24 protein-coding genes and 1 tRNA gene are annotated in these 26,013 nt (G+C 70.6%); 13 read left to right on the forward strand and 12 right to left on the reverse strand.

All coding sequences use genetic code 11. The features are described 5' to 3' along the window. Window positions 1-62 precede the first annotated feature (62 nt). A complete protein-coding gene (locus JHB91_RS07355; RefSeq protein WP_199374982.1) occupies window positions 63-770 on the reverse strand; it encodes an RNA polymerase sigma factor in 708 nt (235 codons plus the stop codon). Continuing rightward, window positions 767-1,366, reverse strand: a complete 600-nt coding sequence (gene folE, locus JHB91_RS07360) for a GTP cyclohydrolase I (RefSeq protein WP_233398650.1) — start codon at window positions 1,364-1,366, stop codon at window positions 767-769. Before folE ends, JHB91_RS07355 begins: the two co-directional genes overlap by 4 nt. A gap of 222 nt (window positions 1,367-1,588) precedes the next feature. Between folE and JHB91_RS07365 the strand changes: the two genes are divergently transcribed. From JHB91_RS07365 to JHB91_RS07385, 5 genes are all read left to right on the forward strand, one after another. Continuing rightward, window positions 1,589-3,145 carry an FAD-dependent oxidoreductase gene (locus JHB91_RS07365; protein ID WP_199472260.1) on the forward strand — a complete coding sequence of 519 codons (1,557 nt, stop codon included), beginning with the start codon at window positions 1,589-1,591 and terminating at the stop codon, window positions 3,143-3,145. After that, a complete protein-coding gene (locus tag JHB91_RS07370) occupies window positions 3,142-4,026 on the forward strand; it encodes a patatin-like phospholipase family protein (protein ID WP_199472261.1) in 885 nt (294 codons plus the stop codon). Before JHB91_RS07365 ends, JHB91_RS07370 begins: the two co-directional genes overlap by 4 nt. 92 nt (window positions 4,027-4,118) lie before the next feature. Continuing rightward, window positions 4,119-4,940: a methylenetetrahydrofolate reductase [NAD(P)H] gene (gene metF / locus JHB91_RS07375; RefSeq protein WP_199374978.1), complete on the forward strand. Its 822-nt coding sequence runs from the start codon at window positions 4,119-4,121 to the stop codon at window positions 4,938-4,940. Between the two features lie 86 nt (window positions 4,941-5,026). Beyond that, entirely contained in the window at window positions 5,027-5,692 is a 666-nt protein-coding gene (locus JHB91_RS07380; protein WP_199374977.1) for a DUF4124 domain-containing protein, read from the forward strand. A 58-nt stretch (window positions 5,693-5,750) separates the two neighbouring features. Next, the gene (locus tag JHB91_RS07385; protein WP_199472262.1) at window positions 5,751-6,671 is read left to right on the forward strand and encodes a branched-chain amino acid transaminase; all 921 of its coding nucleotides are present in this window, start codon (window positions 5,751-5,753) and stop codon (window positions 6,669-6,671) included. Between the two features lie 21 nt (window positions 6,672-6,692). Here JHB91_RS07385 and JHB91_RS07390 read toward each other — a convergent pair whose 3' ends face one another. The 5 genes from JHB91_RS07390 to JHB91_RS07410 all read right to left on the reverse strand — a co-directional run bounded on the left by JHB91_RS07390 (window position 6,693) and on the right by JHB91_RS07410 (window position 11,956). Next, window positions 6,693-8,042, reverse strand: a complete 1,350-nt coding sequence (locus JHB91_RS07390; RefSeq protein ID WP_199374975.1) for a HAMP domain-containing sensor histidine kinase — start codon at window positions 8,040-8,042, stop codon at window positions 6,693-6,695. Next, window positions 8,029-8,712 carry a response regulator transcription factor gene (locus JHB91_RS07395; protein WP_199374974.1) on the reverse strand — a complete coding sequence of 228 codons (684 nt, stop codon included), beginning with the start codon at window positions 8,710-8,712 and terminating at the stop codon, window positions 8,029-8,031. The genes JHB91_RS07390 and JHB91_RS07395 overlap by 14 nt, the downstream gene beginning before the upstream one ends. 286 nt (window positions 8,713-8,998) lie before the next feature. Then, on the reverse strand, window positions 8,999-9,931 hold the full coding sequence (rimK, locus tag JHB91_RS07400) for a 30S ribosomal protein S6--L-glutamate ligase (protein ID WP_199472263.1): 933 nt from the start codon (window positions 9,929-9,931) through the stop codon (window positions 8,999-9,001). Window positions 9,932-9,969: 38 nt separating this feature from the next. Next, a tRNA-Gly gene (locus tag JHB91_RS07405) sits at window positions 9,970-10,043 on the reverse strand. 77 nt (window positions 10,044-10,120) lie between these two features. Further along, entirely contained in the window at window positions 10,121-11,956 is a 1,836-nt protein-coding gene (locus JHB91_RS07410) for an autotransporter domain-containing protein (RefSeq protein ID WP_199472264.1), read from the reverse strand. 152 nt (window positions 11,957-12,108) lie between these two features. Between JHB91_RS07410 and thiS the strand changes: the two genes are divergently transcribed. The 4 genes from thiS to JHB91_RS07430 are packed head-to-tail and all read left to right on the forward strand — an operon-like array spanning window position 12,109 to window position 15,730. Further along, on the forward strand, window positions 12,109-12,309 hold the full coding sequence (thiS, locus tag JHB91_RS07415; RefSeq protein WP_199374971.1) for a sulfur carrier protein ThiS: 201 nt from the start codon (window positions 12,109-12,111) through the stop codon (window positions 12,307-12,309). 28 nt (window positions 12,310-12,337) lie between these two features. Then, window positions 12,338-13,138 carry a thiazole synthase gene (locus JHB91_RS07420; protein ID WP_199374970.1) on the forward strand — a complete coding sequence of 267 codons (801 nt, stop codon included), beginning with the start codon at window positions 12,338-12,340 and terminating at the stop codon, window positions 13,136-13,138. Window positions 13,139-13,141: 3 nt separating this feature from the next. Beyond that, window positions 13,142-13,879 carry a tRNA (guanosine(46)-N7)-methyltransferase TrmB gene (trmB, locus tag JHB91_RS07425; protein ID WP_199472265.1) on the forward strand — a complete coding sequence of 246 codons (738 nt, stop codon included), beginning with the start codon at window positions 13,142-13,144 and terminating at the stop codon, window positions 13,877-13,879. A gap of 9 nt (window positions 13,880-13,888) precedes the next feature. Then, the gene (locus tag JHB91_RS07430; RefSeq protein WP_199472266.1) at window positions 13,889-15,730 is read left to right on the forward strand and encodes an SLC13 family permease; all 1,842 of its coding nucleotides are present in this window, start codon (window positions 13,889-13,891) and stop codon (window positions 15,728-15,730) included. 21 nt (window positions 15,731-15,751) lie between these two features. Here JHB91_RS07430 and JHB91_RS07435 read toward each other — a convergent pair whose 3' ends face one another. Next, on the reverse strand, window positions 15,752-16,132 hold the full coding sequence (locus tag JHB91_RS07435; protein WP_199472267.1) for a Rieske (2Fe-2S) protein: 381 nt from the start codon (window positions 16,130-16,132) through the stop codon (window positions 15,752-15,754). Between the two features lie 53 nt (window positions 16,133-16,185). Here JHB91_RS07435 and JHB91_RS07440 point away from each other — a divergent pair, with 53 nt between their 5' ends. The 4 genes from JHB91_RS07440 to JHB91_RS07455 all read left to right on the forward strand — a co-directional run bounded on the left by JHB91_RS07440 (window position 16,186) and on the right by JHB91_RS07455 (window position 19,181). Next, on the forward strand, window positions 16,186-16,467 hold the full coding sequence (locus JHB91_RS07440; protein ID WP_199374966.1) for a hypothetical protein: 282 nt from the start codon (window positions 16,186-16,188) through the stop codon (window positions 16,465-16,467). Window positions 16,468-16,512: 45 nt separating this feature from the next. Then, window positions 16,513-17,229, forward strand: coding sequence for a fumarylacetoacetate hydrolase family protein (locus tag JHB91_RS07445; RefSeq protein WP_199472268.1), 717 nt, complete (start codon window positions 16,513-16,515; stop codon window positions 17,227-17,229). Window positions 17,230-17,263: 34 nt separating this feature from the next. After that, window positions 17,264-17,668, forward strand: coding sequence for a large-conductance mechanosensitive channel protein MscL (gene mscL, locus JHB91_RS07450; protein WP_199472269.1), 405 nt, complete (start codon window positions 17,264-17,266; stop codon window positions 17,666-17,668). 211 nt (window positions 17,669-17,879) lie between these two features. Next, window positions 17,880-19,181 (forward strand): M28 family peptidase, encoded by a 1,302-nt coding sequence (locus JHB91_RS07455; protein ID WP_233398651.1) that lies wholly within the window; start codon window positions 17,880-17,882, stop codon window positions 19,179-19,181. Between the two features lie 49 nt (window positions 19,182-19,230). Here JHB91_RS07455 and JHB91_RS07460 read toward each other — a convergent pair whose 3' ends face one another. The 4 genes from JHB91_RS07460 to JHB91_RS07475 form a co-directional block, all read right to left on the reverse strand. Next, window positions 19,231-20,115, reverse strand: coding sequence for a TrmH family RNA methyltransferase (locus JHB91_RS07460; RefSeq protein WP_199472271.1), 885 nt, complete (start codon window positions 20,113-20,115; stop codon window positions 19,231-19,233). Between the two features lies 1 nt (window position 20,116). Further along, on the reverse strand, window positions 20,117-21,607 hold the full coding sequence (locus JHB91_RS07465; RefSeq protein ID WP_343225069.1) for an alanine/glycine:cation symporter family protein: 1,491 nt from the start codon (window positions 21,605-21,607) through the stop codon (window positions 20,117-20,119). 88 nt (window positions 21,608-21,695) lie between these two features. Continuing rightward, entirely contained in the window at window positions 21,696-24,839 is a 3,144-nt protein-coding gene (locus tag JHB91_RS07470) for an efflux RND transporter permease subunit (protein ID WP_199472273.1), read from the reverse strand. 5 nt (window positions 24,840-24,844) lie between these two features. Further along, window positions 24,845-25,981: an efflux RND transporter periplasmic adaptor subunit gene (locus JHB91_RS07475; protein ID WP_199472274.1), complete on the reverse strand. Its 1,137-nt coding sequence runs from the start codon at window positions 25,979-25,981 to the stop codon at window positions 24,845-24,847. Window positions 25,982-26,013 lie beyond the last annotated feature (32 nt).

Here is a 26,013-nt window from a genome sequence, read left to right on the forward strand (position 1 = left end):
GATGCAGCAGCAACGGGCGCCGCGAGGCGCCCGTTCTGTTTGGCGGCGACGACGTCAGCTCGCTATTTCGATGCAGTGCCCGCGTCCAGCCGAGCCAATACCGTGGCGGTCATGCGATCGCAGCGCGGCCCCAGGAAGGGGAATGCATCGGACAGGGTTGCCGACAGCGTGTCGTGCAATGCCGTGCGCAGCAGCCGGCGCGCACGGTGCAGGCGCGTCTTCACGGTTTCCGCGCGCAGGTCCAGGGCCTGCGCGGTCTCTTCGACGGAACACTCTTCGAGCTCGCGCATGATGAACACGACGCGGAAGGGCTCGGGCAGCTGTTCGATGGCGTGTTCAACCACCCTGCGGATCTGCGCGCGCGCGGCGGCCGCAGCGGGATCCTCGCTGCCGAACTTCGAAGGAAACGCGAGCACGCGGTTGGCCTCCGGCGCCGCCGCGTCGACCCGGTCGACATCGACCGTCGGGCGTCGCCGGCGCAGCCGGCCGTAGGCTTCGTTGAGCACGATCCGCGTCAGCCAGGTGAGCAGTGACGCGTCGCCGCGGAACGCGGTGAGTTTTTCGTATGCGTGCACATAGGCCTCCTGGACCACGTCCTCGGCCTCCGCTTCGTCGTTGAGGACCGCCCGCGCCACGCGGAACAGGCGCTGGTTGCTGCGCTGCATGACGTGGCGGAACGCTTCGCGGTCGCCATGCAGCACCTCGTGGACCAGGGCGGCCTCGTCCAGCGCTGCGTAGTCACGGGCCGGGGAATGGTCGGAACGGATCATGGTGTCCCCGACAATACCGCGAGCACGTCGCGCCGCCAGGGCTCCTGCGCGAACTGCCCCAGCGTGTGCCGCGTCACCATCGCCACGCCCTGCATGCCGATCCCGCGCGATGCGATGCAGTCGTGCGTGGCGCGGATGACCACCGCGACGCCGCGCGGCCGCAGCACCTCCTGCAGCGTGTCCGCGATCTCGGCGGTCAGTCGCTCCTGGATCTGCAGGCGCCGGGCGTAGGCGTCGACCAGGCGCGCGAGCTTGGAAATGCCGACGACGCGCTGGCCCGGCAGGTACGCCACGTGGGCCACGCCGCGGATCGCCGCCATGTGGTGCTCGCACACCGAGCGCACGGGGATGTCGCGCAGCAGCACCATGTCGTCGTAGCCGGCGGGGTCGAAGCTGCGCCCGAGGATCCGCCCGGGATCGAGCGCGTAGCCACCAAACCACTCCTCGTACGCGCGCACCACGCGCGCCGGCGTGTCCTCGAGCCCTTCGCGCGCGGGCGTGTCACCCGCCCAGCGGATCAGGGTGCGCACCGCCGCCTCCGCGTCCTGCCGGCTTGGGCGGGCATCGCCGGGTCCGGGATGGGGCACCGATGGCAAGGGCGAAGGTGGCGGGATGCATTCGACGAGTGGCCGGCGGGCGTCAAGCATGGCGTGGTCTCCAGTCAGGGCACCACTACAGATGCAGCAGTGCGCCCGAGGTTCCCGCTGCCACCAATCTGGGCACGACGCCGGGCAGGAACCTGCACGTGCCCGCCTGCATCCAATGCCTGCGCGCAGGGTGACCATGCACTCGCGGCCGCGCCACAGGAGTCGCACGAGATGGCACAGACCGATACCCAGCCCCCCGGCCCCGACCTGGCCATGGGCGTTCCATTGGCCAGCGTTCCCGACGGCGGCATGCTCGCCGGCCACGTCGATGGTGCGCCGGTCCTGCTGTCGCGGTTCGAGGACGGCGTGCATGCTGTCGGCGGCAGCTGCAGCCACTACGGCGCCCCCCTGGGCGAAGGGCTCGCAGTGGATGGCGAAGTCCACTGCCCCTGGCACCACGCCTGCTTCAGCCTGCGCACCGGCGCCGTGCTGCGCGCGCCCGCATTCGCGGCGCTGCCGAGATGGCACACGGAGATCGTGGGCGACATGGTGTTCGTCCGCGCGCAGGACACCACCGCGCTCCCGCCACCGTCCGCGCCGCGCGGGCAGCCCGGACGCATCGTGATCATCGGCGGCGGCGCCGCGGGATTCGCCGCGGCCGAACGGCTGCGCGGCCTCGGGTTCGGAGGCGCGCTGTCGGTGCTGAGCGCCGACGACGCCGCGCCATGCGATCGGCCCAACCTGTCCAAGGACTACCTGGCGGGCACGGCGTCCGAGGACTGGATCCCGCTGCAGGGGCCCGACTTCTACGCGAGGCACGCCATCGACCTGCGGCTGGGCTGCGACGTGGCGGCGATCGACACCCGGGCACGCCATGTGCTGACCGCCACCGGCGAACGCGTCGCCTGGGACGCCCTGCTCATCGCCACCGGCGCGGAGCCGCGGCGGCTGTCCCTGCCCGGGTTCGATCATCCGAAGGTGTTCGCCCTGCGTTCCCTGGCGGATGCGCGCGCGATCATCGCCGCGTGCGCGGATGCGTCGTCGGTCGCGTTCATCGGCGCCGGCTTCATCGGCCTGGAGGCCGCCGGCGCGCTGCGTACGCGTGGACTGGAGGTGCACGTGATCGCGCCGGAGGCGGTGCCGATGGGGCGCGCCCTCGGACCCGTGGTCGGCGGATTCATCGTCGGCCTGCGTCGCGAGCAGGGCGTCGCATTCCACCTGCGCGCCGGCGCAAAAGCTTTCGAAGGCCGCGCGATCATCCTGGAGGACGGCCGCCGGATCCATGCCGACGTCGTGGTGGTGGGCGTCGGCGTCTCGCCGCGCACCCGGCTCGCCGCGGACGCCGGGATCAACGTCGAGGACGGCATCGTGGTGGATGCCTGCCTGCGGACGTCGGTCGCCGGCATCCACGCTGCCGGCGACGTCGCGCGCTATCCGCATGGCGGCGGCCACATCCGCGTCGAGCACTGGGTGCACGCACAGCGGCAGGGCCAGGTGGCGGCGACGAACATGCTCGGCGGCATGCACGCGTTCACCGACGTGCCGTTCTTCTGGACCCACCACCAGGGCGTGGACCTGCGCTTCACCGGGGTCGCGCAGGGCTGGGACGGCATCCGCATCGACGGCGAACCCGCGCGGCGAAACTTCACCGCGCGCTACTACCGTGGCGACGAGCTCATCGCCGCGGCGTCGGTCGGCCGCGATCTGGAGAACCTCACCATCGAGGCCGGGCTGCGGCGCCGGGAACACGCCGGCCGCGGGCACGTCGCGCATCCGGAAAGCGCATGAACCCGCAGCCCGCCGCGAAGACCGCGTTCGTGCTCGCCGGCGGCGGCAGCCTCGGCGCGGTGCAGGTGGGCATGCTCCAGGCGCTTGCGCAACACGGGGTCGTGCCCGACTTCGTGGTCGGGGCGTCGGTGGGCGCGCTCAATGCCGCCTGCTACGCGGCAGACCCCGGCGAGGCCGGCATCGCACGGCTTGAACGCATCTGGCTGCGGCTGCGCCGCGTCGACATCTTCCCGTTGACGCTGCGTGGCATGGCCCTGGGCCTGTTGGGCCGGCGCGATCACCTCGCCCGACCGGACCGGCTGCGCGCACTGATCGGATCCGGGCTTCCCTGCCAACGGCTGGAGGACACGCGCCTGCCGTGCCACGTCGTCGCCACCGACGTGCTCGACGGCACCGAAGTGGTGCTGTCCTCGGGCGACGCCACTGCGGCGCTGCAGGCGAGCACGGCACTACCGGCGGTCTTCCCGCCGGTCACCATCGCCGCGCGCGCGCTGATGGACGGCGGCATCGCCAGCAACACACCGATCGCCGCGGCGCTGGCGCTGGGCGCAACGAAGATGTTCGTGCTCCCGACCGGATCCTCCTGCGCACTGCAGGTGCCGCCGCCCGGTGCGCTCGCGATGGCCCTGCATGCGCTGAACCTTCTGGCCATGCGCCAGCTGCTTGCGGACATCGACCGGTTCGCCGACCGCTGCGAGCTGGTCGTCATCCCGCCGCTGTGTCCGCTCGCCGTCCACGCCTATGATTTCTCGCAGACCGCCACGCTGATCGCCCGGGCCGGGGCCGCGACCCGCGAGTGGCTGGCCGCCGGGACACGCCACCAGGACCCGCGCTGGGCGCTGCTGCCCCATCGCCACCACCCGGCAGCGGCGACCGGCTGATGCCGCGTGCGCGATGCACGCCCGCCGGCGCGGTCTTACCATCCATCGCGATATAGAGATACACTCCGCCATCCTTGCCGGAGCGGTTTTCGATGACCCCGATCAGCTTCGAGTTCTACCCGCCGAAGAACGACGAGCAGCGCGCGCAGCTCGAACGCACCGCCGCCAGGCTCGCGCCGCATGCGCCGGAATACGTGTCCTGCACGTTCGGTGCCGGCGGCTCCACGTTGAGCTACACCGGCGACACCATCCGCGGGCTGCTGGCGCAGGGCTTCGACGCGGCGCCGCACCTGTCCTGCGTCGGCGGCACCCGCGATGAAATCGCCGCACTGCTTGTCGAGTACCGGAGCGCCGGCTGCCGCCGCATCGTCGCGTTGCGCGGTGACCTGCCTTCGGGCATGGGCCATCCCGGCGACCTTCGCTATGCGTCGGACCTGGTGGAGTTCATCCGCGCCGAGCACGGCGACCATTTCCGCGTCGACGTCGCCTGCTATCCGGAGACCCACCCGCAGGCCGAGGATGCGCTGGCCGACCTGCGCCACTTCAAGGCCAAGGTCGATGCCGGCGCCGACGGCGCGATCAGCCAGTATTTCTACAACGCCGATGCCTACTTCCGCTTCGTCGATGCGGTGCGCAAGCTGGGCGTGGAGGTGCCGGTGGCGGCCGGCATCATGCCGATCTCGAACTTCAGCCAGCTGCGGCGCTTCTCGGAATCCTGCGGCGCGGAGATCCCGCGCTGGCTGGCCAAGCGCATGGTGGCCTATGGCGACGACGCCGAGAGCGTGCGCGCGCTGGGCGCGGACTTCGTCGCCGACCTGTGCCGGCGGCTGGTGGACGGCGGCGCGCCATCGCTGCATTTCTATACGCTCAACCTGGCGCGGCCCACGCTGGCCGTCCTCGACGCCATGGCCTGAACGGCAGGCGACGCGCAAGACGTCGCGCACCGCTCCGTGACCTCCTGCGCTATCGGCGCGGGCCGCGGCGGCGGTAGGCTTGGGGCATGTCGTATCCGATCCAACGCGTGGCCGCCGGCGCGCTGTCCGTCGCCTTCGTCCTGGCGCTGGGCCCCACGCTCCCGGCCATCGCGCAGGTGCACCGCTGCACCACCGAAGACGGCGGCACGCTCTACAGCGACCGCCCCTGCGCCGCCTTCGGCGCGACCGAGAACATCGCACCGGCCGCGGGCGCGGCGGCGCCCGGCACGCGCTACCGCGGCGGCTGTTCGCGTCGCCTGCAGGACCTGGTGTTCGAGGTGACCACCGCCATCGAATCCGGCGACACCAACCGCCTCGCGGCCAGCTACCACTGGCCCGGCCATTCCACCCGCGGCGGCAACGCCACGATCGACCGCCTCGATGCCATCGTCCGCCGCCCGCTGCTCAACATCACCGCGCTGCGGCCGGCCGAAACCGTGGTCGTGGCCGACCCCGCGACGATGGCGCACGCCGGCACCGGTCCGGCCGCGACCGGCTGGTCGCTGTCCGGCACGTCCGCCGACGCGGCCGCGGCCGAAGCGGCGCGCCTCGCGGCCGACCACGCCACGCTGCGCGCCCCGCAACGCCCGGTGGCGCTGCGCATCGACCAGGTGCTGGCGGACGGCATCACGCCATCGCGCACCACGTTCGGGCTGCGCCGGCACATGGACTGCTGGTGGGTGACGCTGTGAGCGCGCCACGCCGCGGCTTTGCTGCAAAATGAACGCCCAAGCGCAGCGGAGCAGCGGCATGCAGCAGTACCCCGAATGGATCTGGCAGAACGGCGCCATCAAGCGCTGGGCCGACGCCACCACCCACGTCATGTCGCACGCCCTGCACTACGGCTCGTCGGTGTTCGAAGGCATCCGCGCGTACAGCACGCCGTCGGGTACGGCGATCTTCCGCCTGAACGACCACACCCGCCGCCTGCACGCGTCGGCACGGATCTACGAGATGGCCATCCCCTACACCGCCGACGAGATCAACGCTGCCTGCCACGAGGTAATCAACCGCAACGGTCTGGAGCGCGCCTACCTGCGCCCGGTGGCGTGGCGCGGGCTGGGCGGGTTCGGCCTGTCAGCGGAAACGCCGATCGACGTCGCGGTCGCCGCCTGGCACATGGGTCCCTACCTCGGCGAGGGCGCGCTGACCGAGGGCATCGACGCCTGCGTGTCCAGCTGGCAGCGCTTCGCGCCCAACACCATTCCGGCCGGTGCCAAGGCCGGCGGCAACTACCTGTCCGGGCAGCTGGTGGCGCGCGAGGCGCGGCGTCTCGGCTTCGGCGAAGGCATCGCGCTGGCGTCCACCGGGCTGCTGAGCGAGGGCGCCGGCGAGAACCTGTTCCTGGTGTTCGACGGCGCGCTGCACACCACCCCGGTGAGCGCCGCGCTGCTCAACGGCATCACCCGCGACTCGATCATCCGCCTGGCGCGCGATGCCGGCATCGAGGTGATCGAACGCGACCTGCCGCGCGAATACCTGTACCTGTGCGACGAGCTGTTCATGTGCGGCACCGCCGCCGAAATCACCCCCATCCGCTCGGTCGACGGCCGCCAGATCGGTGCCGGTCGCGCCGGCCCGGTCACGCTGCGCCTGCAGGAACTGTTCTTCGGCCTGTTCGACGGCCGCACCCCGGACCGCCACGGCTGGCTGCAGCCGCTGCAGTCCTGAGCCACGGCGTGGGCGGCGCACTCAGGCGCGGGCGTCCTCGCCGCTGTCGTCGCTGAAGCGCAGCGTGGCGACCACGCCGCGCTCCGCGCCCGGCACCACCCGCACCTGCCAGCCATAGAGCCGGCACAGGCGGCGCACGATCGAAAGACCGATGCCGCCGCCGTGGGTGTGTTCGGCATGGCTGCCGCGGTAGCCGCGCTCGAACAGCCGTGCCGCATCCTCGGCGCTGAGGCCGGGGCCGGAATCGATGACGTCGATCGCATCGTCGTGCAGCCGCGCGACCACTTCGCCAGAGTTGGTGTACTTGATGGCGTTGCCGATCAGGTTGCCCAGCGCCACCGACACCGCGGACTCCGGTGCGTCGACCACCAGGCGCCCCGGCCCGCCCTCAAGCCGCAGCACCAGGTCCTTGCCGCCGAGCTGCGCGCGGTGCGCATCGAGCAGTTGCTCGGCGACGCGGCAGACATCGGTGGTGCCGTGGCCGCGCTCGGCGCGCGACAGCAGCAGCAGGGCGCTGATCAGGTCGGTGCACTGCTGCTCGGCGCGCTGGATGCGCTGCAGGCGCGCCCGGGTCTTGTCGTCCAGGTCGGGGCGTGACAGCAGCAGTTCGATCGCGCCGCGGATCACCGCCAGCGGCGTGCGCAGCTCGTGGCTGACGTCGGCATTGAACTCGCGGTCGCGCTGCACGACCTCGGTGAGGCGCGCCGCGTAGTCGTCGAGCGCGGTGGCGAGTTCGCCAACCTCGTCATCGGGAAAGTGCGGCGCCAGCGGCCCGGGCCGCGCGCTGTCGCCGGACACGTTGAGCCGGTTCGCCAGCTCCGACACCGGCCGCATCACCCGCGACGCCGACCACCAGCCGATCAGTCCGGCGAGGATGGTGAACGCGATCACCGCGGCGATCAGGATCAGCTTGATCCGCGCGCGCACCTCGGCGGTGTTGGTCATGTCCTGGGCGAGGAAGAACCAGTAGTCGGCATCCTTCTTCACCACCAGGCGGTAGACGAAGGACTCGCCGCCCTCCTCGCCGGTGATGTTGTACACGCCGGTCTCGAGTTCGGCCCAGTCCGGCGGCACGTTCTGCAGCTTGCCGGGCCCGTAGACGATGGCGCGCACGTTGCTGAGCGGCGCCCATTCGGCGGAGCGGTCGACGTAGAAGCGCTGCGCGTATTCGTCGACGTTGCTCTTCAGCACGCTGCCGACCGCCTGGTCCTCGACCACCGCGCCGACGTAGGCGGCGGCGATCGCGAACATCGCCGTCAGCGCCAGCCCGAGCAGCGCGAACGACAGGATGATGCGGCTGCGCAGGCGGCGGCGATAGCGCCGCGGACCGCCCGCCGCCGGCGCCTGTACGGCGCCCTCAGGTTGCGACATCGGGCGCGGCGATCCGGTAGCCGATGCCGTGGCGCGTCTGCACCAGCTGGGTGGGGAACGGCTTGTCGATCACCGCGCGCAGGCCGTGGATGTGCACGCGCAGGCTATCCGAATCCGGAAGCTCCTCGCCCCAGACACGGGTCTCCAGCTCCTGGCGGGTGACCACGGCCGGCGCGGCCTCCATCAGCGACTGCAGGATCTTCAGCGCGGTGGGGTTGAGCTGCAGCAGCTTGCCGCCGCGACGGACTTCGAGAGTATCGAGGTTGTATTCCAGGTCGGCGACGTCGAGCACGCGCGTCTGCACGCCCTTGCCGCGTCGCGCCAGCGCGTTCAGGCGCACCTCGACCTCCTGCAGCGCGAACGGCTTGACCAGGTAGTCGTCGGCGCCGGAATCGAATCCGGCCAGCTTGTTGTCGAGCGTGTCGCGGGCGGTGAGCATCAGCACCGGGGTCTGCTTGCGCGCCTCGTTGCGCAGCTTGCGGCAGACCTCCAGCCCGTCCATGCCCGGCAGGTTGAGGTCGAGCACCACCGCGTCGAAATCGTGCACCACCGCCAGGTGCAGGCCGGTGACGCCGTCAGCGGCGAAATCGACCGTATGCCCGCGGTCCTCGAGGTAGTCGCCGAGATTGGCGGCGATGTCCTGGTTGTCTTCGATCACGAGGATGCGCATGCGTGGGTCCTGTACTGGGCTGTGCTTCGACCGCCCGGATGCGTGGGCGTTCCCGGGGCAGCGGCGCTGGGACCCGGATTCTTGCACAGGGAAGCGTGAACCCCGCGCGTCGGCCGTGCCGCCGCGGGAAAGAAAACAGCCCGGGCAAGGAGATTGCCCGGGCCGAACTGTGTTGCCCCAATGACCGCGATCCACGACTGACGACTGGAGATATCCAACGCACGCACAAGGATTCTGGCCAGCCCACGCTACCCGCGGCGCGATTAAAGAGGCGTTAAACCATCCGCTAAGCTTCCGTTAAATGACCCTTCGCACGGCGGCGTGGCGAAGGCGCAGGCCGGTCCGAGGCCGCCGCTGCTGCAACGAATTCGATGATCCGACCCGCGACATCAACACCACTGGAACGTTCGATGCCTTCGAGGCCCGGCGAGGCGTTGACCTCGAGCACCAGCGGGCCGCGTGCCGACAGCACCAGGTCCACCCCGGCCACCCCAAGTCCCAGCCCCTGCGCGGCGCGCACCGCCACGTCGGCCTGCTCGGCGGTGACCTCGACCGCCTCGGCCTCGCCGCCGCGGTGCAGGTTGGCGCGGAAGTCGCCGACGGGCGCCTGGCGGCGCATGGCCGCGACCACCTCGTTGCCCACCACGAAGCAGCGCAGGTCGGCGCCCTCGGCCTCGGCGATGAATTCCTGCACCAGGAAGTTCGCGTACAGGCCACGCAGCGCCTCGACCACGCTGCGCGAGGCCGACGGTTTCTCGGTAAGCATCACGCCCGCACCCTGCGTGCCTTCATTGAGCTTGATGACGTGCGGCGGCGGGCCAAGCATGGCGAGCAGGTCGACGGTGTCGTCCGGGTTGTCGCCGAACACGGTGACCGGCATGTCGATGCCCTTGGCCGCCAGCAGCTGGTGGCAGCGCAGCTTGTCGCGCGCGGCCATGTTGGCGGCCGACGGATTGGGCGTGTGGCAGCCCATCAGTTCGAACTGGTGCAGTACGGCGTTGCCGTAGCGGTTGATCGAGGTGCCGATGCGCGGGATCACCGCGCCGTAACCGGCCAGCGGCCGGCCCTTGTAGTGCATGGCGAACCCGTCCAGGCCGATGCGCATGTAGCAGCGCAGCGGATCGAGCACGCGCACGCTGTGGCCGCGCAGGCGCGCGGCCTCGACCAGCCTGCGCGTCGAGTACAGCTTGCCGTTGCGCGAAAGGATGGCGAATTTCATGGGAGTGGCCGGAACGGCCCGGGACTGGAGCGCGGGATTGGAGCGGGTGAAGGGAATCGAACCCTCGTCAGTTGCTTGGGAAGCAACAGCTCTGCCATTGAGCTACACCCGCAGGGCGCCCAGTCTAGGACTCCGGTCGCGTCATTGGCAACGCCGCGCGACATGGCCGCGCGGCATGGAGCCGGTTGCTCAGAAGCCCGCGCCGACCGTGGCGAACACCATCGCGTGCTTGCCGCCCTTCTGGCCGATGTTCAGGCTGCTGCCGATGTTGGCATCGAGGCCGAACAGCTGCGTGCGCGCACCGAAGGTCAGCGTGCTGTAACTCTGGTCATAGTCCACGCCGGGCACGGCATACGCCAGCGAACCGGCGATCGACTGCGAGCGCGCGAACGCCTGGGCCGCGGCGTCTTCGAACTCGCGGTCCACGGTGAAGCGCGCATATGGCTGCAGGTGGTTGGTGATCGCGTAGGAGACCTGCCAGCCGCCGCTGCCGACCAGCGAATCGAACGACTGGTCGGGGTACGCCAGCGAGGTCGACAGGCCCGGGTCGCTTTCCGCGAAACCGTCGATGTCGATGCGCTGCGCGGTCACGCCCAGCACCGGGCCGTGGCGCAGCGCGCCTTCGCCGAATTCCCATCCGCCGTGCACGGCGAGAGTGAGGTTGCTGCCATCGGTCGACGCCGTGTGCGTGCGCAGCGCCGGGCCCAGCGGCACCTGGCGCTCGATGTCGAAATCGATGCGCGTGTAGCTGAGCTGGCCGTTGACCCAGGCGCCGGACTCGCCGAACCAGCCGGCAAACCCGCCCAGGCTGGCTTCGGACTGGTCCCACTCGCCGCGGCGGCCGCCCCAGTCGTTGCCCTGCGCGCCGTAGCCCGCGAACGCGCCATACACCAGGTTGCCGCGCGTCCAGTCCAGCCCCACCGTCAGCGCCGGGCCGGTGCCGTCGTAATGGTCACCGTGGCCGTAGCGCTGGAAGTCGCCGCGCAGGTCGGTCCACCAGCGGCTGCCGTCGCCCTCGGGCTTCACGCCGATCTGCGCCGCCACGCGCTCCGCGCGGTTGCGGCCGGTGCCGGCGGCCGAATGCGGCAGCACGGCCATCTGGCGCGGGCCTTCGATCGCGGCGACAGCGAGGTCGGCGATCGCGCGGTGCGCGCCGCTGGCCGGATGCACGCCGTCGGCGAACAGGTAGCTGTTGGGCGCATCCGGGCTGACCAGGCTGGTCGGGTTGCAGGTCAGCGACTGCGCGGTGATCTGCGGCATGCACGCGGTGCCGGTGACATTGCTGATGCCGAACATGGCCGGGTTGGCGACCACTTCGCGCAGGAAATTGAAGCTGTCGACCGGGATCACGCTCAGGTTGTTGGCCGCGAGCGTCGAGAACAGCGCGTTGTTGTACATCGTGGCCAGCGCGGTGCCCTGCGCCTGCGCGGCGGGCCCCTGCGCACGCTGCGCGGGGGTCAGGCCGAGGTCGGGGATGGTGGGTACCAGGATGTAGCGCGCACCCGCCGCCTGCAGCGTGCCGATGATGCCGACCTGCGCGGCGACCGCGCCGCCGATGATCGCCTGGGCATTGCCGGGGTTTGCGGCCACGGCGAACAGGTCGTTGGCGCCACCCCACACCGTGTACAGGGCGTTCGGATCGGCGCGCCCGCCATTGGCGGCAAGGTAGCGGTTGGTCTGGGTGGCCAGCGACGGGATGAAGCCGAGCGCGCCGGTCACGTCCACGCCGTTGCGGGCGCCGCCTGCCGCGTAGTTGCTGCCGCTCTGTCCGTTGCCGTTGGCGCCTGCGCTGGTGCCGTAGAAATCGGCCAGCCACTGCGACCAGACCAGGCCCGGGTTGGTGGTGAACTGGCCGGTCACGGCCTGCACGTTGGCGGGCAGCAGCGGCCGGAAGTAGCCGGCGTCGGTCAGGCTGTCGCCGAAGAACACGGTCTGCGAGAACGGCTGGTCGTGTGCAAGGGCGGGCAACGCCGCCAGGGCGAGCGCAGCGGCGAGGACGGTGCGGGCGGGGCGGGTCAGCGACATGGAGTCCTCCGGAGGACGTGGCGTGCCGAGGCCCGTGGGAATCGGCAAAGGGCGCGCATCGTTCCATGAACGGCGGTTCCGGCTCAAGCTGCAACGCCGCACGGCGCGGCGCGGGACATGCATTCAGGGCCACTCTTGGCGACAATGGCGCCATGGACATCCTGTTGAACGGCGCCCCCTGCGCACTGCCCGGCCCGGCCACGGTGCTGGAACTCCTCGAACGCGAAGCACTCGCCGGCCGCAAGGTCGCGGTGGAGGTGAACGGCGAGATCGTGCCGCGCAGCCTGCACCCCACGCACCTGCTGGAGGCCGGCGACCGCGTCGAGGTCGTGCACGCGCTGGGCGGAGGCTAAGCCGCCGCAGTTGCGCGATAATGCGGCGATGACAAGCCCAGACACTTTTGGCGACGACGCCCTCGTCATCGCCGGCAAGCGCTACCGCTCACGCCTGCTCACCGGCACCGGCAAGTTCGTCGACCTCGACGAGACGCGTCGCGCCACCGAGGCCGCCGCCGCGGAAATCGTCACCGTCGCCATCCGCCGCACGAACATCGGGCAGTCGCCCGGCGAGCCGAACCTGCTCGACGTGCTGCCGCCCGACCGCTACACCATCCTGCCCAACACCGCCGGCTGCTACACCGCCGAAGAGGCGGTGCGCACCTGCCGCCTGGCGCGCGAGCTGCTCGACGGCCACAACCTCACCAAACTCGAGGTGCTGGGCGACCAGCGCACGCTGTTCCCTGACGTGGTGCAGACGCTCAAGGCCGCCGAACAGCTGGTCGCCGACGGCTTCGACGTGATGGTCTACACCAGCGACGACCCGATCCTGGCCAAGCGCCTGGAGGAAATCGGCTGCGTGGCGGTGATGCCGCTGGCCGCACCGATCGGCTCGGGTCTCGGCATCCAGAACCGCTGGAACCTGCTGGAGATCGTCGAGAACGCCAAGGTGCCGATCATCGTCGACGCCGGGGTGGGCACCGCGTCCGATGCCGCGATCGCCATGGAACTCGGCTGCCACGGCGTGCTCATGAACACCGCCATCGCCGGCGCCCGCGAGCCGGTGCGCATGGCCACGGCGATGCGCCTGGCCGTCGAAGCGGGACGCCACGCGTTCCTCGCCGGGCGCATCCCGCGCAAGCGCTACGCCAGCGCCTCGTCGCCGGTCGACGGCCTCGTCGGCTGACCGGTGGATCCGTTCTCGAGCCCGGGCGCCAAGGCGCCGCCGAAACCGTTCACCGTGGAGGACGGCAACCGCCGCGTGCGCAGCTTCGTACTGCGCCAGGGGCGGTTCACGCCGGCACAGCAGCGTGCGTTCGACGCGCTGTGGCCGCGCTTCGGGCTTGACTACAGCGCGGCGCCGCGCGACTTCGATGCCGTGTTCGGTCGCAAGGCGCCGCGCATCCTCGAGATCGGCTTCGGCAACGGTGAGGCGCTGCGCTACTCGGTGGCCCACGATCCGGCGCGCGACCACATCGGCATCGAGGTCCACGCCCCGGGCGTGGGCCGCCTGCTCAACGCGCTCGCCGGGGACGGCAACGGCAACGTGCGCCTCTACCACCACGACGCGGTCGAGGTGCTCGAGAACGAGATCGCCGACGGCAGCCTCGACGAAGTGCGCATCTACTTCCCCGACCCCTGGCACAAGAAGCGCCACAACAAGCGTCGCCTGGTGAACCCCGAGTTCGCCGCACTGCTCGTGCGCAAGCTTGGGGGCAACGGTCGCTTGCACCTCGCGACCGATTGGCAGGACTATGCCGAGCAGATGTGGGACGTGCTCGACGCCACCGTGGGACTGCACAACCGCGCCGGTCCACGCGGCCACGTGCCGCGTCCGGAGTGGCGCCCGCAGACCCATTTCGAGACTCGCGGCCAGCGCCTGGGACACGGCGTCTGGGACTTGCTGTACGACAGGGACGGGAGCTGACGCCGGCACATGGAGACCCTCGCCCTCACCACGGACATGAAGCTCGTCCTCGGGCTGGTCGCGATGGTGATGGTGCTGTTCCTGTTCGAGCGCGTGCGCGTCGACCTGGTGGCGCTGGTGGCGCTGGTGGTACTCGGCCTGACCGGACTGGTGGCGCCCGAGGACATCTTCAACGGCTTCTCGTCCAACGCCGTCATCAGCATCATCGCGACGATGATCCTCGGCACCGGCCTGGACCGCACCGGCGCGCTCAACCGCCTGGCCGCCTGGCTGCTGCGTCGCTCCAGGGGCGTCGAGAAGAAGCTGCTGCTGTACACCTCGGCGGTCGCCGGCCTGAACTCGTCCTTCATGCAGAACCCGTCGGTGATGGCGCTGTACCTGCCGGTCGCGTCCCGGCTGGCGTCGCGCACCGGGCTCGGCCTGTCGCGCTTCCTGCTGCCGATCGCAGCCGCCATCGTGATGGGCGGCGCACTCACCATGGTCGGCAACTCGCCGCTGATCCTGTTGAACGACCTGCTGGTCGCGGCCAACGCCAACCTGCCGTCCGGCGTGGCCACGCTGGAGCCGCTGCCGATGTTCGCGCCGCTGCCGATCGGCCTGGCGCTGCTGCTGATCGCGCTGGCCTACTTCCATTTCTTCGGCGATCGCCTGCTTGGCGACAGCATCAAGGGCGACGGCAGCGTCACGCCGGCGCGCACCGAGAGTTACTTCGCCCGCGCCTACGGCATCGAGGGCGACGTGTTCGAGCTCACCGTCAGCGCCGACAGCCCGCTGGTGGGCATGGCGCTGGGCGAGGCCGAGACCGTGCACGGCGCGCCGCTGCTGCTCGCCCTGAAGACCGGCAACGATTCGCGGCTGGCGCCGCCGGCCGACGCGCGCATCTGGGTGGGCAGCGTGATCGGCGCGATGGGCGCGCGCCAGCAGGTCGCGGACTTCGCGCAGAACAACATGCTGCGCATGTCCACGCGGCTGCGCGAGTTCGGCGACCTGTTCAATCCCAGCCGCGCCGGCATTTCCGAAGCCGTGGTGCCGCCGACATCGAAGTTCATCGGCAAGACCCAGGCCGAACTCGCGCTGCGCAAGAACTACGGCATCAGCCTGCTGGCGGTGAACCGCGACAAGGACGTGCTGCGCGACAACATCCGCAACCTGCCGCTGCGCGCCGGCGACATGCTGGTGCTGCACAGCATCTGGCAGGACCTCGCGCAGACCGCGGCCAACCGCGACTTCGTGGTGGTCACCGACTATCCCAAGGGCGAGCAGCGCCCGCACAAGTTCAAGATCGCGATGGCGATCTTCGCGGTGACCATGCTGATCGCGCTGGGCTCGAAGCTTCCCACTTCGATCGCGCTGATGACCGGCGTGGCCGGCATGCTGGTCTGCGGCGTGCTGAAGATGGACGAGGCCTACAGCGCCATCAACTGGAAGACCGTGTTCCTGATGGCCTGCCTGATCCCGCTGGGCTGGGCGATGGACTCCAGCGGCACCGCGGCATGGATTGCCGGCCACACCATCGAACAGCTGCCGGAAGGACTTCCGGTGTGGACCATCCAGCTCACCGTCGCGCTGCTGACGGCGGCGTTCTCGCTGGTCATCAGCCACGTCGGCGCGACCATCGTGATGGTGCCGCTGGCGATCAACCTGGCGCTGGCGGCGGGCGGCGACCCGACCGCGTTCGCATTGATCGTGGCCCTGTCGGCCTCCAACAACCTGGTCACCCAGTCCAACCCGGTGATGTCGATGATCGCCGGCCCCGCCAACTACACCGCGCGCGACCTGTGGCGCGTGGGCGCCCCGCTCTCGCTGGCGTACATCGCGGTGGTGGTGGTGATGGTGAACCTGATCTTCTGACCACGCGTCTCGCCGCCCGGCTCAGTCGGCGAGATGGACCATGCCGTCGCGCACCACCACGGCCACCGCGCGCAGCGATTCGCCTCGACAGGGCCCGGCAGTACATGCGCCGCCGACGGTCTCGAACGTGGCGCCATGCACCGCGCACACCAGCTGTCCGTCCTTCGCCTTCAGGAACTGCCCCGGCGCCCAGTCGAGCCGGCGGCCGGCATGCGGGCAGATGTTGAGCCAGGCACGCACGCCATCGGCGTCATCGCGGTGGAGGATGATCGAATCCATCTCACCGTCCACCAGGCCCTCGCCCTCGGCAAAGCCGCCTGGCGCGATCGAGGCCAGCGTGCGCAGCGCTGTGGCGTGCCCTGCAGCGGATCCGATTAACGCTTCGCTTACATCTTTCGACATCGTGCCGCCGATACTCGTCGCATCTTCATCGCATCGCATTCTGGCATTACCGCATGATCAACAGCACCTTCCGCAGCGCCCACGCCCGTTTCGACGCCAGCCAGTTCCGCGACCTGTTCGCACCGCGCAAGCCCAGGCATCCCCTGCTGCGCGTGGCGCTCGGGCTGCTCGGCGTGGCATTGCTGCTGGTCCTGCTGGCGGTGGGCGTGGTGGTCGGTGGCGCCATGCTCGCCATCGGCCTGGCACGCCGGGTCTGGCTGCAGCGCGGCAAGCCGCAGGCCCGTGGCGGCCGCGTGGTGGATGCCGAATACCGCGTGATCGACAAGCCCGCCTGAGCCCGGCCGCCGGCCGCTGGCTCGCCACCCACTGACGGATATCCCATGACCGACGTGATTCCCGCGCCTGCCCAGGCGCGCTTGGCCGTGCGCGGCGGCGGCACTTTCCCGGTGCGGCGCGTGTACTGCGTCGGCCGCAATTTCGCCGACCACGCCCGCGAGATGGGCGCCGCGGTGGCCGCCTCGAAAGCCACGCGCGGCCAGCCGGTGTTCTTCATGAAGCCGGCCGATGCACTGGTCACCGGCGAGGTGGTGCACTACCCGCCCGCCACCGCCGACCTGCACCACGAGGTGGAGCTGGTGGTGGCGCTGGGCCGCGACGCCCCGCCCGGGATCCTCGATCGCGAGCAGGCCGCACAGCTCGTGTTCGGCTACGGCGTTGGCCTGGACCTCACGCGCCGCGACCTGCAGTCCGCGGCCAAGCAGGCCGGGCTGCCGTGGGATACGGGCAAGGCCTTCGACGAATCCGCACCGGTCAGCGAACTGGTGCCCGCGGCTGCGATCGGCGAGCTCGCCCCGCGCCGGCTGTCGCTCGCCGTCAACGGCGAAGAGCGCCAGGCAGGGCTGCTGTCCGACCTGGTCTGGGACGTGCCGGACATCCTCCACGAACTCTCGCGCCTCAACGCGCTGCGCGCCGGCGACCTGGTGTTCATGGGCACGCCCGCGGGCGTGGCCGCGCTGCACCCCGGCGACACCTGCGAAGCGCGCCTGGACGACGCCATCATGCTGCGCTGCCGCATCGCGGCGGCGCGTGTACCCTGATCGCGGCACCCGCCGTAACCATCAGGAGACCGCAATGGGGATGATGTCCGAGTTCAAGGAATTCGCGATGCGCGGCAACGTGATCGACCTCGCCGTCGGCGTGGTGATCGGCGCGGCGTTCGGCAAGATCGTGACCGTGCTGGTCGAGGACGTGATCATGCCGCCCATCGGCCTGCTGATCGGTGGCGTCGACTTCTCCAGCATTGCGATCACGTTGAAAGCCGCCACGGTCGACGCGGCCGGCGAGGTGGTGCCCGCGGTGCAGATCGGCATCGGCAACTTCATCAATGCGCTGATCACCTTCGTTATCATCGCGTTCGCGATCTTCATGGTGGTCAAGGCGATCAACCGCATGAGCCGCAAGCCGGACGCGGCGCCGGCGGAGCCGAGCGAGGAGATCCTGCTGCTGCGCGAGATCCGCAACTCACTGCAGAAGTAGGCCAGCGCGCCGCAGGCCGGTACCTGCGGCACATCGGCACGGGGCCACGGGTTGCTAAGCTCGTGGCCCTGTTGTTTTCACGATGTGGAGCGCCATGCGCCTGGTTCCGTTGTTGCTCGCCGCGGCCATCACCGCGGTCACCGCCCTGCCCGCCGGCGCCGCCATCGGGCCCGTGCCGACACCCGCCACGACGCGTATCGACGACGCCGCGATGGCCGTCGCCGCGCAGCTGCGCGCGCAGGCGCTGCAGAGCACCCTGTCGTGGGACATCACCGAATCGTTGACCACCGAGATCGGTCCGCGCCTGGCCGGCAGCGAGGCCGACGCGCGTGCGGTGGAGTGGGCGAAGGCGAAATTCGCCGAGCTCGGCTTCGACCGGGTCTGGACCGAGCCCGTGACCTTCCCGAAGTGGGAGCGCCGCAGCGAGCGTGCCGAGGTACTGGGCGCCAGCGCGCAGCCACTCACCATCACCGCGCTCGGCGGCAGCCCGGCGGGCACCGTGGAGGCCGAGGTGGTGCGCTTCGCCGACCTGGCCGCGCTGGAGGCCGCGCCCGCCGGCTCGCTCGCCGGCAAGCTGGCGTTCGTCGACTACCGCATGGAGCGCGCGCGCGACGGCAGCGGATACGGACCGGGCGGACGCGTGCGCAGCCGCGGGCCGTCGGCCGCGATCCGCGCCGGCGCCGTCGGCTTCCTGATGCGTTCGGCCGGCACCGATTCGCACCGCAACCCGCACACCGGCATCACCCGCTTCGACGACGGCCTTGCACCGGTGCCCGCCGCCGCGCTGTCGGTGCCCGATGCCGACCAGCTCGCCCGCCTGCTGGCGCGCGGCCCGGTGCGCCTGCGCCTGACGCTGGACTGCGGCTGGGACGGCGAATACACCTCTCAGAACGTGATCGGCGAGATCACCGGGCGCAGCCTGCCTGATGAAGTGGTGCTGCTTGGCGCGCACCTGGATTCGTGGGACCTGGGCACCGGCGCCGTCGACGACGCCGCGGGCATCGGCATCACCATGGCCGCGGCGAAGCTGATCGCGGGCCTCGGGCAGCGTCCGGCGCGCAGCATCCGCGTGGTGGCCTTTGCCAACGAGGAGCAGGGCCTGCACGGCGGCAAGGCCTATGCCACGGCGCATGCCGCAGACATCGCGCGCCACCAACTGGTGGCCGAGAGCGACTTCGGCGCCGGCCGCATCTACGCCTTCAACACCGGCGCCCCGGCGCACGCCGACGCCGCCGAGGCGCGCATCGCCGAAGCTCTGGCGCCGCTGGGCATCGAACGCTCCGACAAGGGCAGCCCCGGCCCCGACGTAGGCCCGATCGCGGCGCAGGGCGCAGCGTGGGCGTGGCTCGGGCAGGACGGCAGCGACTACTTCGACTACCACCACACGCCCGACGACACGCTCGACAAGATCGATCCCGCGGCGCTGGCGCAGAACACCGCCGCATGGGCGGTGATGGCCTACCTCGCAGCCGAGGCGGAGGGTGGTTTCGGCAGCGCGCCCAGGGTGCCCTGATCGGCCCCGCCCGCTCCGGCGACAACGCGCTGTCGCCGGTGGAGCCGGCTCAGCGTGACTGCCACCAGCGTGCCAGCAACACCGCGGTCGCCGCCGACACGTTGAGGCTTTCCACCGCCGCGGTGCCCGCGATCGACAGGCGCTGGTCGCAAGCCGCGGCGAGTGCCGGCGACATGCCCTCGCCTTCCGCACCGATGACGAATACCAGGCGCTGCGGCAGCGTCGCCTTGAAGACGTCATCGCCACCGCGCACGACCGTCGCCGCGAGCGCGAAGCCGGCGCCGCGCAGTTGCGCGATGGAATTCTCGTCACGCCCCAGGCGCACGAACGGCACCGCCTCGGCGCCGCCCTCGGCAACGCGCGCGGCCGCACCGGACAGCGCCAGCGGCGAGCTTTTCGGCAGCAGCACGCCGGCCACGCCGAAATGCGCCGCCGAACGCAGGATCGCGCCGAGGTTGTGCGGGTTGCCCACGCCGTCCAGCCACAGCGCGCACTGCGGACCGGCAGGCAACGTCTCGAGCCATGCCGCCAGCGTGGCCGGCGGCTCACGCAGCACGTCGGCCACCACGCCCTCGTGGTGCGCGCTCGCGGCCAGCCGGCGCAGGTCGTCCTCGGCGACGATCCGGTAGCCGATGCGTTGCGCCGCGCACCATTTCAGCAGCGGCTGCAGGCGCGGGATCATCGCCTCGGCCAGGTAGACCTTGCGGATCGCGTCGGGGCGACGCGCGAACGCCGCCTGCACGGCGTTGAAGCCGTAAAGGCGCAGCTCGCCGCTGGCTTCCGGCGGCGGCGCGGACGCATCGTCGCCGGTAGCTGCCGGGGTTGCGGGCGCACGCTCCTCGCGCGGGCCGCCACCCTTCCCGGGCTTCGGCTCCGCGCGCCAGGGGCTGTTGCGCCCCGGGGGTCCGCTCCCGCCAGGCCAGCGACTCGTCATGTCAGCTCCTGTTGCGCCAGAAATCGGCGTTCGCGATGCCGACGGCGTCCGGGTCGAACACCGGATCGAGGCCGAGCTTCTTCTGCCGCTCGTAGTCGCGCAGCGCGATCAGCGCCGGCTTCTGCAGCAACAGGATGGCGATGATGTTGAGCCAGGCCATGATCCCCACGCCGATGTCGCCGAAGGTCCACGCCAGGTCCGCGCTGCGCACCGCGCCGAACACCACCATGCCGAGGATCGCCACCCGCAGCAGCCCGGTGGCCCACGGCCGCGTGCGGTGGCCGTTGAGGTAGGTGAGGTTGGTTTCGGCCATGTAGTAGTAGGCCATGATGGTGGTGAAGGCGAAGAAGAACAGCGCCATCGCCACGAAGCCCGCGCCCCAGCCGGGCAGCACCGACTCGATGCCGTGCTGCGCGTAGCCCGCGCCGGCCTCGATCCCGGGCAGCGCCTCGTGCAGCATGCCGCCGTTCGGGTCGACCACGTTGTACATGCCGGTCGCGAGGATCAGGAACGCGGTCGACGTGCACACCAGCATGGTGTCGAAGTAGATCGCGAACGCCTGCACGTAGCCCTGCTTGGCCGGGTGCGAGACCTCGGCCGCGGCCGCCGCGTGCGGGCCGGTGCCCTGGCCGGCCTCGTTGGCGTACACGCCGCGCTTGACGCCCCACTCCACCGCCAGGCCAAGCATGGCGCCGAACCCGGCATGCATGCCGAAGGCACTGCTGAAGATCGTGCGGAACATGCCCGGCACGAGCTCGTGGTTGATGATCATCACCACGACGGCCATGAGGATGTAGGCCATCGCCATGAACGGCACCACGATCTCGGCGAACATCGCGATGCGCTTCACGCCGCCGAAGATGATCACGCCCAGCAGCAGCGCGACTACCACGCCGATGCCGCCCTTGAGCGCGAGGCGCGAGTCCATGCCGAACCAGGTGCCCGCCAGGTCACCGCAGAGCGCGCCGCCCTGGCAGGCATTGGCGATGCTGTCGGCAATGGCATTCGCCTGCACGCCCGGCATCAGCAGGCCGGCGGCGATGAGCGTGGCCAGCGCGAAGGCCAGCGCGTACCACTTCATGCCCAGGCCTTTCTCGATGTAGTAGGCCGGGCCGCCGCGGTAGCGTCCCTCGTTGTCCTTTTCCTTGTAGATCTGCGCCAGCGTCGACTCGATGTACGAGGTCGAGGCGCCCAGGAAGCCCATCACCCACATCCAGAAGATCGCGCCCGGCCCGCCGAAGGCGATCGCGGTGGCCACGCCGGCGATGTTGCCGATGCCGATGCGCCCGGCCATCGACATCGATAGCGCCTGGAACGACGACACGCCGGCCTGCGAACTCTTGCCGCTGAAGGTCAGCTTGACCATCTCGGTGAAGCCGCGGATCTGCATGAAGCGCGTGCGGATGGTGAAGTACAGCCCGGCGCCCAGGCAAAGGATGATCAGCAGCGGGCTCCAGACCAGCCCGTTGATGGTGGTGACGATCTGTTCCACTCGCGACTCCCCGGTTCGATTGTCGGCCCGCCGGAAAGCGGGCACCCGGGGATTCTCACTGATTACGCGTCGATCGCGAAACGCTCCGTCACGCGTGCCCGCCCACCGGCGGCACCTCTGACTGTTCGCGTTCGAGCTGGCGCGTGACGGCATCCGGCGAGCGCGTATACGGCGCCAGCAGCGAGTAGAACGCCGGCACCACGTACAGCGACAGCAGGGTGGAGAACGCGACGCCGGCGATCACCACCACGCCGATGGTGGCGCGGCTGGCCGAGCCAGGGCCGCCGGCCAGCACCAGCGGCAGCGCGCCCATCATGGTCGAGATCGCGGTCATCAGGATCGGCCGCAGGCGCACCACCGACGATTCCACGATCGCCTCGGCGATGCTGCGCCCGGAGTCGCGCAGCTGGTTGGCGAACTCGACGATCAGGATGCCGTTCTTCGCCGCCAGCCCGACCAGCATCACCACGCCGATCTGGCTGAACAGGTTCAAGGTGCCGCCGGTCACGGCAAGCCCGATGAACGCGCCGAGCACACCCAGCGGCACGGTGAGCATGATCACGAACGGATGTACGAAGCTCTCGAACTGCGCCGCCAGCACCAGGTACACCACCAGCAGTGCAAGGGCGAACGTCAGCAGCACCGCACCGCCGGCCCTCTGGTACTCGCGCGACTCGCCCTTCCAGTCGACCTGCGCGTAGTCCGGAAGCTCCGTGCGCACCACCTCGTCCAGGAACGTGAGCGCCTCGCCCATGCTGTAGCCCGGCGCGAGGCCGGCGGTGATGGTGATGGCGCGCATGCGGTTGAAGCGGTTGAGGCTGCCGGCTTCGGCCAGCTCGCTGAGCGTGACCACGTTGGACAGCGGCACCAGCGCGCCGTCGCGCGTGCGCACCTGGATCGCGGTGAGGTCGGCGGGCGCGGCGCGCCCGGCGCGGCCGGCCTGCACCAGCACGTCGTATTCCTCGCCTTCCTGCACGAAGGTGGTGACCTGGCGGCTGCCCATCATGGTCTCGAGCGCACGCCCGATCGAGGTCACGCTGATGCCGAGGTCGGCGGCGCGCTCGCGGTTGATGTTCACGCGCATCTGCGGGCGCGTCTCCTTGTAGTCCGAGTCGACCGAGAACATGCCCGGGTTGGCTTCCATGCGCTGCATGACGAGGTCGCGCCAGCGCGCGATCTCCGCGTATTCCGGCCCGCCGAGGACCAGCTGGATCGGCTGCCCGCGGCTGCCCACCAGGCCACCGCCGACGCGCGGCTGCGCGCGCACGCCGCTGAGCTGGTCGAGCTCGGTGCGCAGCGACTCGGCGACCTGGGCCGTGGACTGGTCGCGCTTGTCCCAGTCCTCGAGGAACACGATCACGTTGCCGGTGTGCATCTCCTCGCCCGCGCCCCAGCCACCGGGCACGCGGCTGTTGAAACGGCGGATGGCGTTGTCCTCGCCGGCCACGCGTGCGGCGAACACCTTCTCCACCTCGCGGATCTGCTCCACGGTGTAGTCGTAGCCCGCGCCCTCGGGGCCGACGATCGACACGAAGAACGAGCCGCGGTCCTCGGCGGGTGCGAGTTCCGACGGCACCAGCTGGCCGAGGCCGACGATCGCGCCCACGCACAGCGCCATGACCGCGAGCATCAGGCCCAACGTCGACCGCGGACGCATGCCGCCGAGCCGCTGCAGCTGGCGCTGGTAGCCACTGCTGACCGCCTCGAGGCGACGGTTGAACCAGCGGTTCACCGGGTTCGACTTTTCTTCCGAATGCGGCCGGACCATCTTCGAGGCCATCATCGGCGTCAGGGTGAGCGCCACGAACGCCGACAGCGCCACCGCGCCGGCCAGCGCCACCGACAGCTCGCGGAACAGGCGCCCGGTGTTGCCTTCCATGAACCCGACCGGCAGGAACACCGCGACCAGCACCGTGGTCGTCGCGATCACCGCGAATGCCACCTGTTTCGTGCCGCGCACCGAGGCGACCAGCCGCGGCTCGCCCAGGTCCACGCGGCGCTGGATGTTCTCCAGCACCACGATCGCATCGTCCACCACCAGGCCGATCGCGAGCACCAGCGCCAGCAGCGTCAGCAGGTTGATCGAGTAGCCGAACAGCAGCAGCGGGATGAACGCCGCCAGCAGGCACACCGGCACCGTGACCGCGGGAATCAGCGCCGCGCGGAAACTGCCGAGGAACAGCCAGATGACCAGCAGCACCAGCGCGATCGCTTCGGCCAGCGTCCAGTACACGCGCTTGATCGATTCCTCGATGAAGACCGTGTCGTCGTAGGCCACGAAGATGTCGGTGCCCTCGGGCAGCGACTTCTGGATCTCGACTGCCATCGCGCGCGCCGCGCGGGTCACGTCCAGCGCGTTCGCGGTCGAGGTCTTGATGATCCCCAGGCCGATGTTGGGCGCGCCGTTGCTTTGGTAATACGCGCGCCGCTCGGCCGAGGCCAGCTCGATCTCGGCCACGTCGCCCAGCCGCACCACGTAGCCGTCGTCGCCCTTGCGCAGCGGGATCGCGGCGAAGTCCTTGGGCTCGGTATAGCCGCGTTCGACGCGTAGCGTGAAGTCGCGGGTCTCGGACTCGATGCGTCCCGCAGGCAGCTCCACGTTCTCCGCGCGCAGCACGGTCTCGACGTCGGCCGGGGTGATGCCGCGCGCCGCCATCGCCGCGCTGTCCAGCCAGACGCGCATGGCATAGCGCTGGCGCCCGCCGATGCGCACCTGGGCCACGCCGTCCAGGCTCGACAGCCGGTCGACGATGTAGCGGTCGGCGTAGTCCGACAGCTCCAGCGTGTCCATCTTGCTGGAGCTCATGTTGAGCCAGATGATCGTGTCCGAATCGCTGTCGGCCTTCTCGACCTCGGGCGGGTCGGCTTCGTCCGGCAGGCGGTCGGCGACACCGCTGATCGCGTCGCGCACGTCGTTGGCCGCGGCCTCGATGTCGCGCTGCAGGGTGAACTCCAGCGTCACCGCGGAGCGCCCGTTGACGCTGCGCGACTGGATGGTCTCGATGCCCTCGATGCCGGACAGCGCGTCTTCCAGCACCTGGGTGATGCGCGTCTCCACGACCGCCGCCGAGGCGCCGGGATAGGTGACATCCACCGAGACGATCGGCGGGTCGATCGCCGGCAGCTCGCGCAGGGTCAGGCGCGAGAACGCCAGCACGCCCAGCACCATCAGCATCAGGCTCATCACCGTGGCGAACACGGGGCGGCGGATCGACAGTTCGGACAGGCTCATCGCGCTCAGGTCCCGGCCGGTGCCGCGGCGGCGGGATCGCCGGCTTCCGTGGATCCAGCGGGCTCGGCGGCGCGTGCCGGCGTGGCGGACGCCGGCGCCGCCTCGCGGACGGCGAGCCCGGGGCGCAGCTTGCCGGTGCCGTCGACGACGATGCGGTCCCCGGCGGCCAGCCCGCTGGTGACTTCGGCGTAGCCGGCGTCGCGCGCGCCGATCCCGACGATGACCTGCTCGACGGTGTCATCCGCCTTCACCCGGTACACGAACGAGTCGCGACCCACCTGCACGATGGCGATCTCGGGGACCAGCAGTGCATCACGCGACGGTCGCTCCAACTCCACCTGCAGCAGCATGCCGGGGCGCAGCAGGCGTTCGGCATTGGCGAAGTCGGCGCGCACGGTGACGGCGCGCGTCGCCGCGTCGACGCGCGAATCGACGATGCTCACCGCACCTTCAAACGCGCGGCCAGGCCATGCGCTGCTGGTGCCGGTCACGCGCTGTCCTGCCGCCACGTGCCCAAGCTGCGCCTCGGGCACCGGGAAGTCGACGTGGACGCGCGCGATGTCATCCAGCGTGGCGATCACCGTGCCCGGCGTCACCAGCGCGCCGGGGCTGACCCGGCGGATGCCGAGCACGCCGGCGAACGGCGCGCGGATCACGCGGTCGCGCAGGTTGGCTTCGATCTGCCGCACCTGGGCACGCGCGCTGTCGCGCGTGGCGCCCTGGGTATCGAGCGAGGCGCGCGCGATGAGCTGCTGCGCGGCGAGTTCCTGCTGGCGGCGGTACAGGCGATCGGCCTCGTTGGCGGTGGCGCGCGCGGCTGCCAGCGCGGCGTCCTGCTGTTGCCCGCTCAGCGTCGCCAGTGGCGCACCGGCGGCCACTTCGTCGCCGCTCTCGAAATGCACGCGGTCGACCGTCTCGCTGACCTTGGCGGTGACGTCCACCGATTCACGCGCATTGACGGTGGCAAGCGCACGGATGCGGTCGTTGAACGGCCGGATCGCCACGGTCGCCGTGGTGACCATGACGGCGGCCTCGGTGCGCGCCGCCGGGGCATCCTGCCCTCCGCAGGCAGCGAGGGCGAGTGCGAGCGCGGCCGGCAGCCAGCAGCGCAGGAACGGCTTGGAAATCGGGGAACAGGGCATCTTCACGCACGACGGTGGGTCAATCGCGGGAT

The sequence above is a fragment of the Luteimonas sp. MC1828 genome (assembly GCF_016461615.1).
In the GTDB taxonomy this organism is placed as follows: Bacteria; Pseudomonadota; Gammaproteobacteria; order Xanthomonadales; family Xanthomonadaceae; genus Luteimonas.

Coding starts and splice junctions, on each gene's coding strand:
- JHB91_RS07430 (WP_199472266.1), top strand. CDS start 13,889: ATGGAGACCCTCGCCCTCACCACGGACATGAAGCTCGTCCTCGGGCTG.
- JHB91_RS07445 (WP_199472268.1), top strand. CDS start 16,513: ATGACCGACGTGATTCCCGCGCCTGCCCAGGCGCGCTTGGCCGTGCGC.
- JHB91_RS07435 (WP_199472267.1), bottom strand. CDS start 16,132: ATGTCGAAAGATGTAAGCGAAGCGTTAATCGGATCCGCTGCAGGGCAC.
- JHB91_RS07470 (WP_199472273.1), bottom strand. CDS start 24,839: ATGAGCCTGTCCGAACTGTCGATCCGCCGCCCCGTGTTCGCCACGGTG.
- JHB91_RS07420 (WP_199374970.1), top strand. CDS start 12,338: ATGACAAGCCCAGACACTTTTGGCGACGACGCCCTCGTCATCGCCGGC.
- rimK (WP_199472263.1), bottom strand. CDS start 9,931: ATGAAATTCGCCATCCTTTCGCGCAACGGCAAGCTGTACTCGACGCGC.
- JHB91_RS07410 (WP_199472264.1), bottom strand. CDS start 11,956: ATGTCGCTGACCCGCCCCGCCCGCACCGTCCTCGCCGCTGCGCTCGCC.
- thiS (WP_199374971.1), top strand. CDS start 12,109: ATGGACATCCTGTTGAACGGCGCCCCCTGCGCACTGCCCGGCCCGGCC.
- JHB91_RS07440 (WP_199374966.1), top strand. CDS start 16,186: ATGATCAACAGCACCTTCCGCAGCGCCCACGCCCGTTTCGACGCCAGC.
- JHB91_RS07380 (WP_199374977.1), top strand. CDS start 5,027: ATGTCGTATCCGATCCAACGCGTGGCCGCCGGCGCGCTGTCCGTCGCC.
- JHB91_RS07475 (WP_199472274.1), bottom strand. CDS start 25,981: ATGCCCTGTTCCCCGATTTCCAAGCCGTTCCTGCGCTGCTGGCTGCCG.
- JHB91_RS07365 (WP_199472260.1), top strand. CDS start 1,589: ATGGCACAGACCGATACCCAGCCCCCCGGCCCCGACCTGGCCATGGGC.
- mscL (WP_199472269.1), top strand. CDS start 17,264: ATGGGGATGATGTCCGAGTTCAAGGAATTCGCGATGCGCGGCAACGTG.
- JHB91_RS07460 (WP_199472271.1), bottom strand. CDS start 20,115: ATGACGAGTCGCTGGCCTGGCGGGAGCGGACCCCCGGGGCGCAACAGC.
- JHB91_RS07370 (WP_199472261.1), top strand. CDS start 3,142: ATGAACCCGCAGCCCGCCGCGAAGACCGCGTTCGTGCTCGCCGGCGGC.
- metF (WP_199374978.1), top strand. CDS start 4,119: ATGACCCCGATCAGCTTCGAGTTCTACCCGCCGAAGAACGACGAGCAG.
- JHB91_RS07455 (WP_233398651.1), top strand. CDS start 17,880: ATGGCCGTCGCCGCGCAGCTGCGCGCGCAGGCGCTGCAGAGCACCCTG.
- JHB91_RS07395 (WP_199374974.1), bottom strand. CDS start 8,712: ATGCGCATCCTCGTGATCGAAGACAACCAGGACATCGCCGCCAATCTC.
- JHB91_RS07355 (WP_199374982.1), bottom strand. CDS start 770: ATGATCCGTTCCGACCATTCCCCGGCCCGTGACTACGCAGCGCTGGAC.
- JHB91_RS07390 (WP_199374975.1), bottom strand. CDS start 8,042: ATGTCGCAACCTGAGGGCGCCGTACAGGCGCCGGCGGCGGGCGGTCCG.
- JHB91_RS07385 (WP_199472262.1), top strand. CDS start 5,751: ATGCAGCAGTACCCCGAATGGATCTGGCAGAACGGCGCCATCAAGCGC.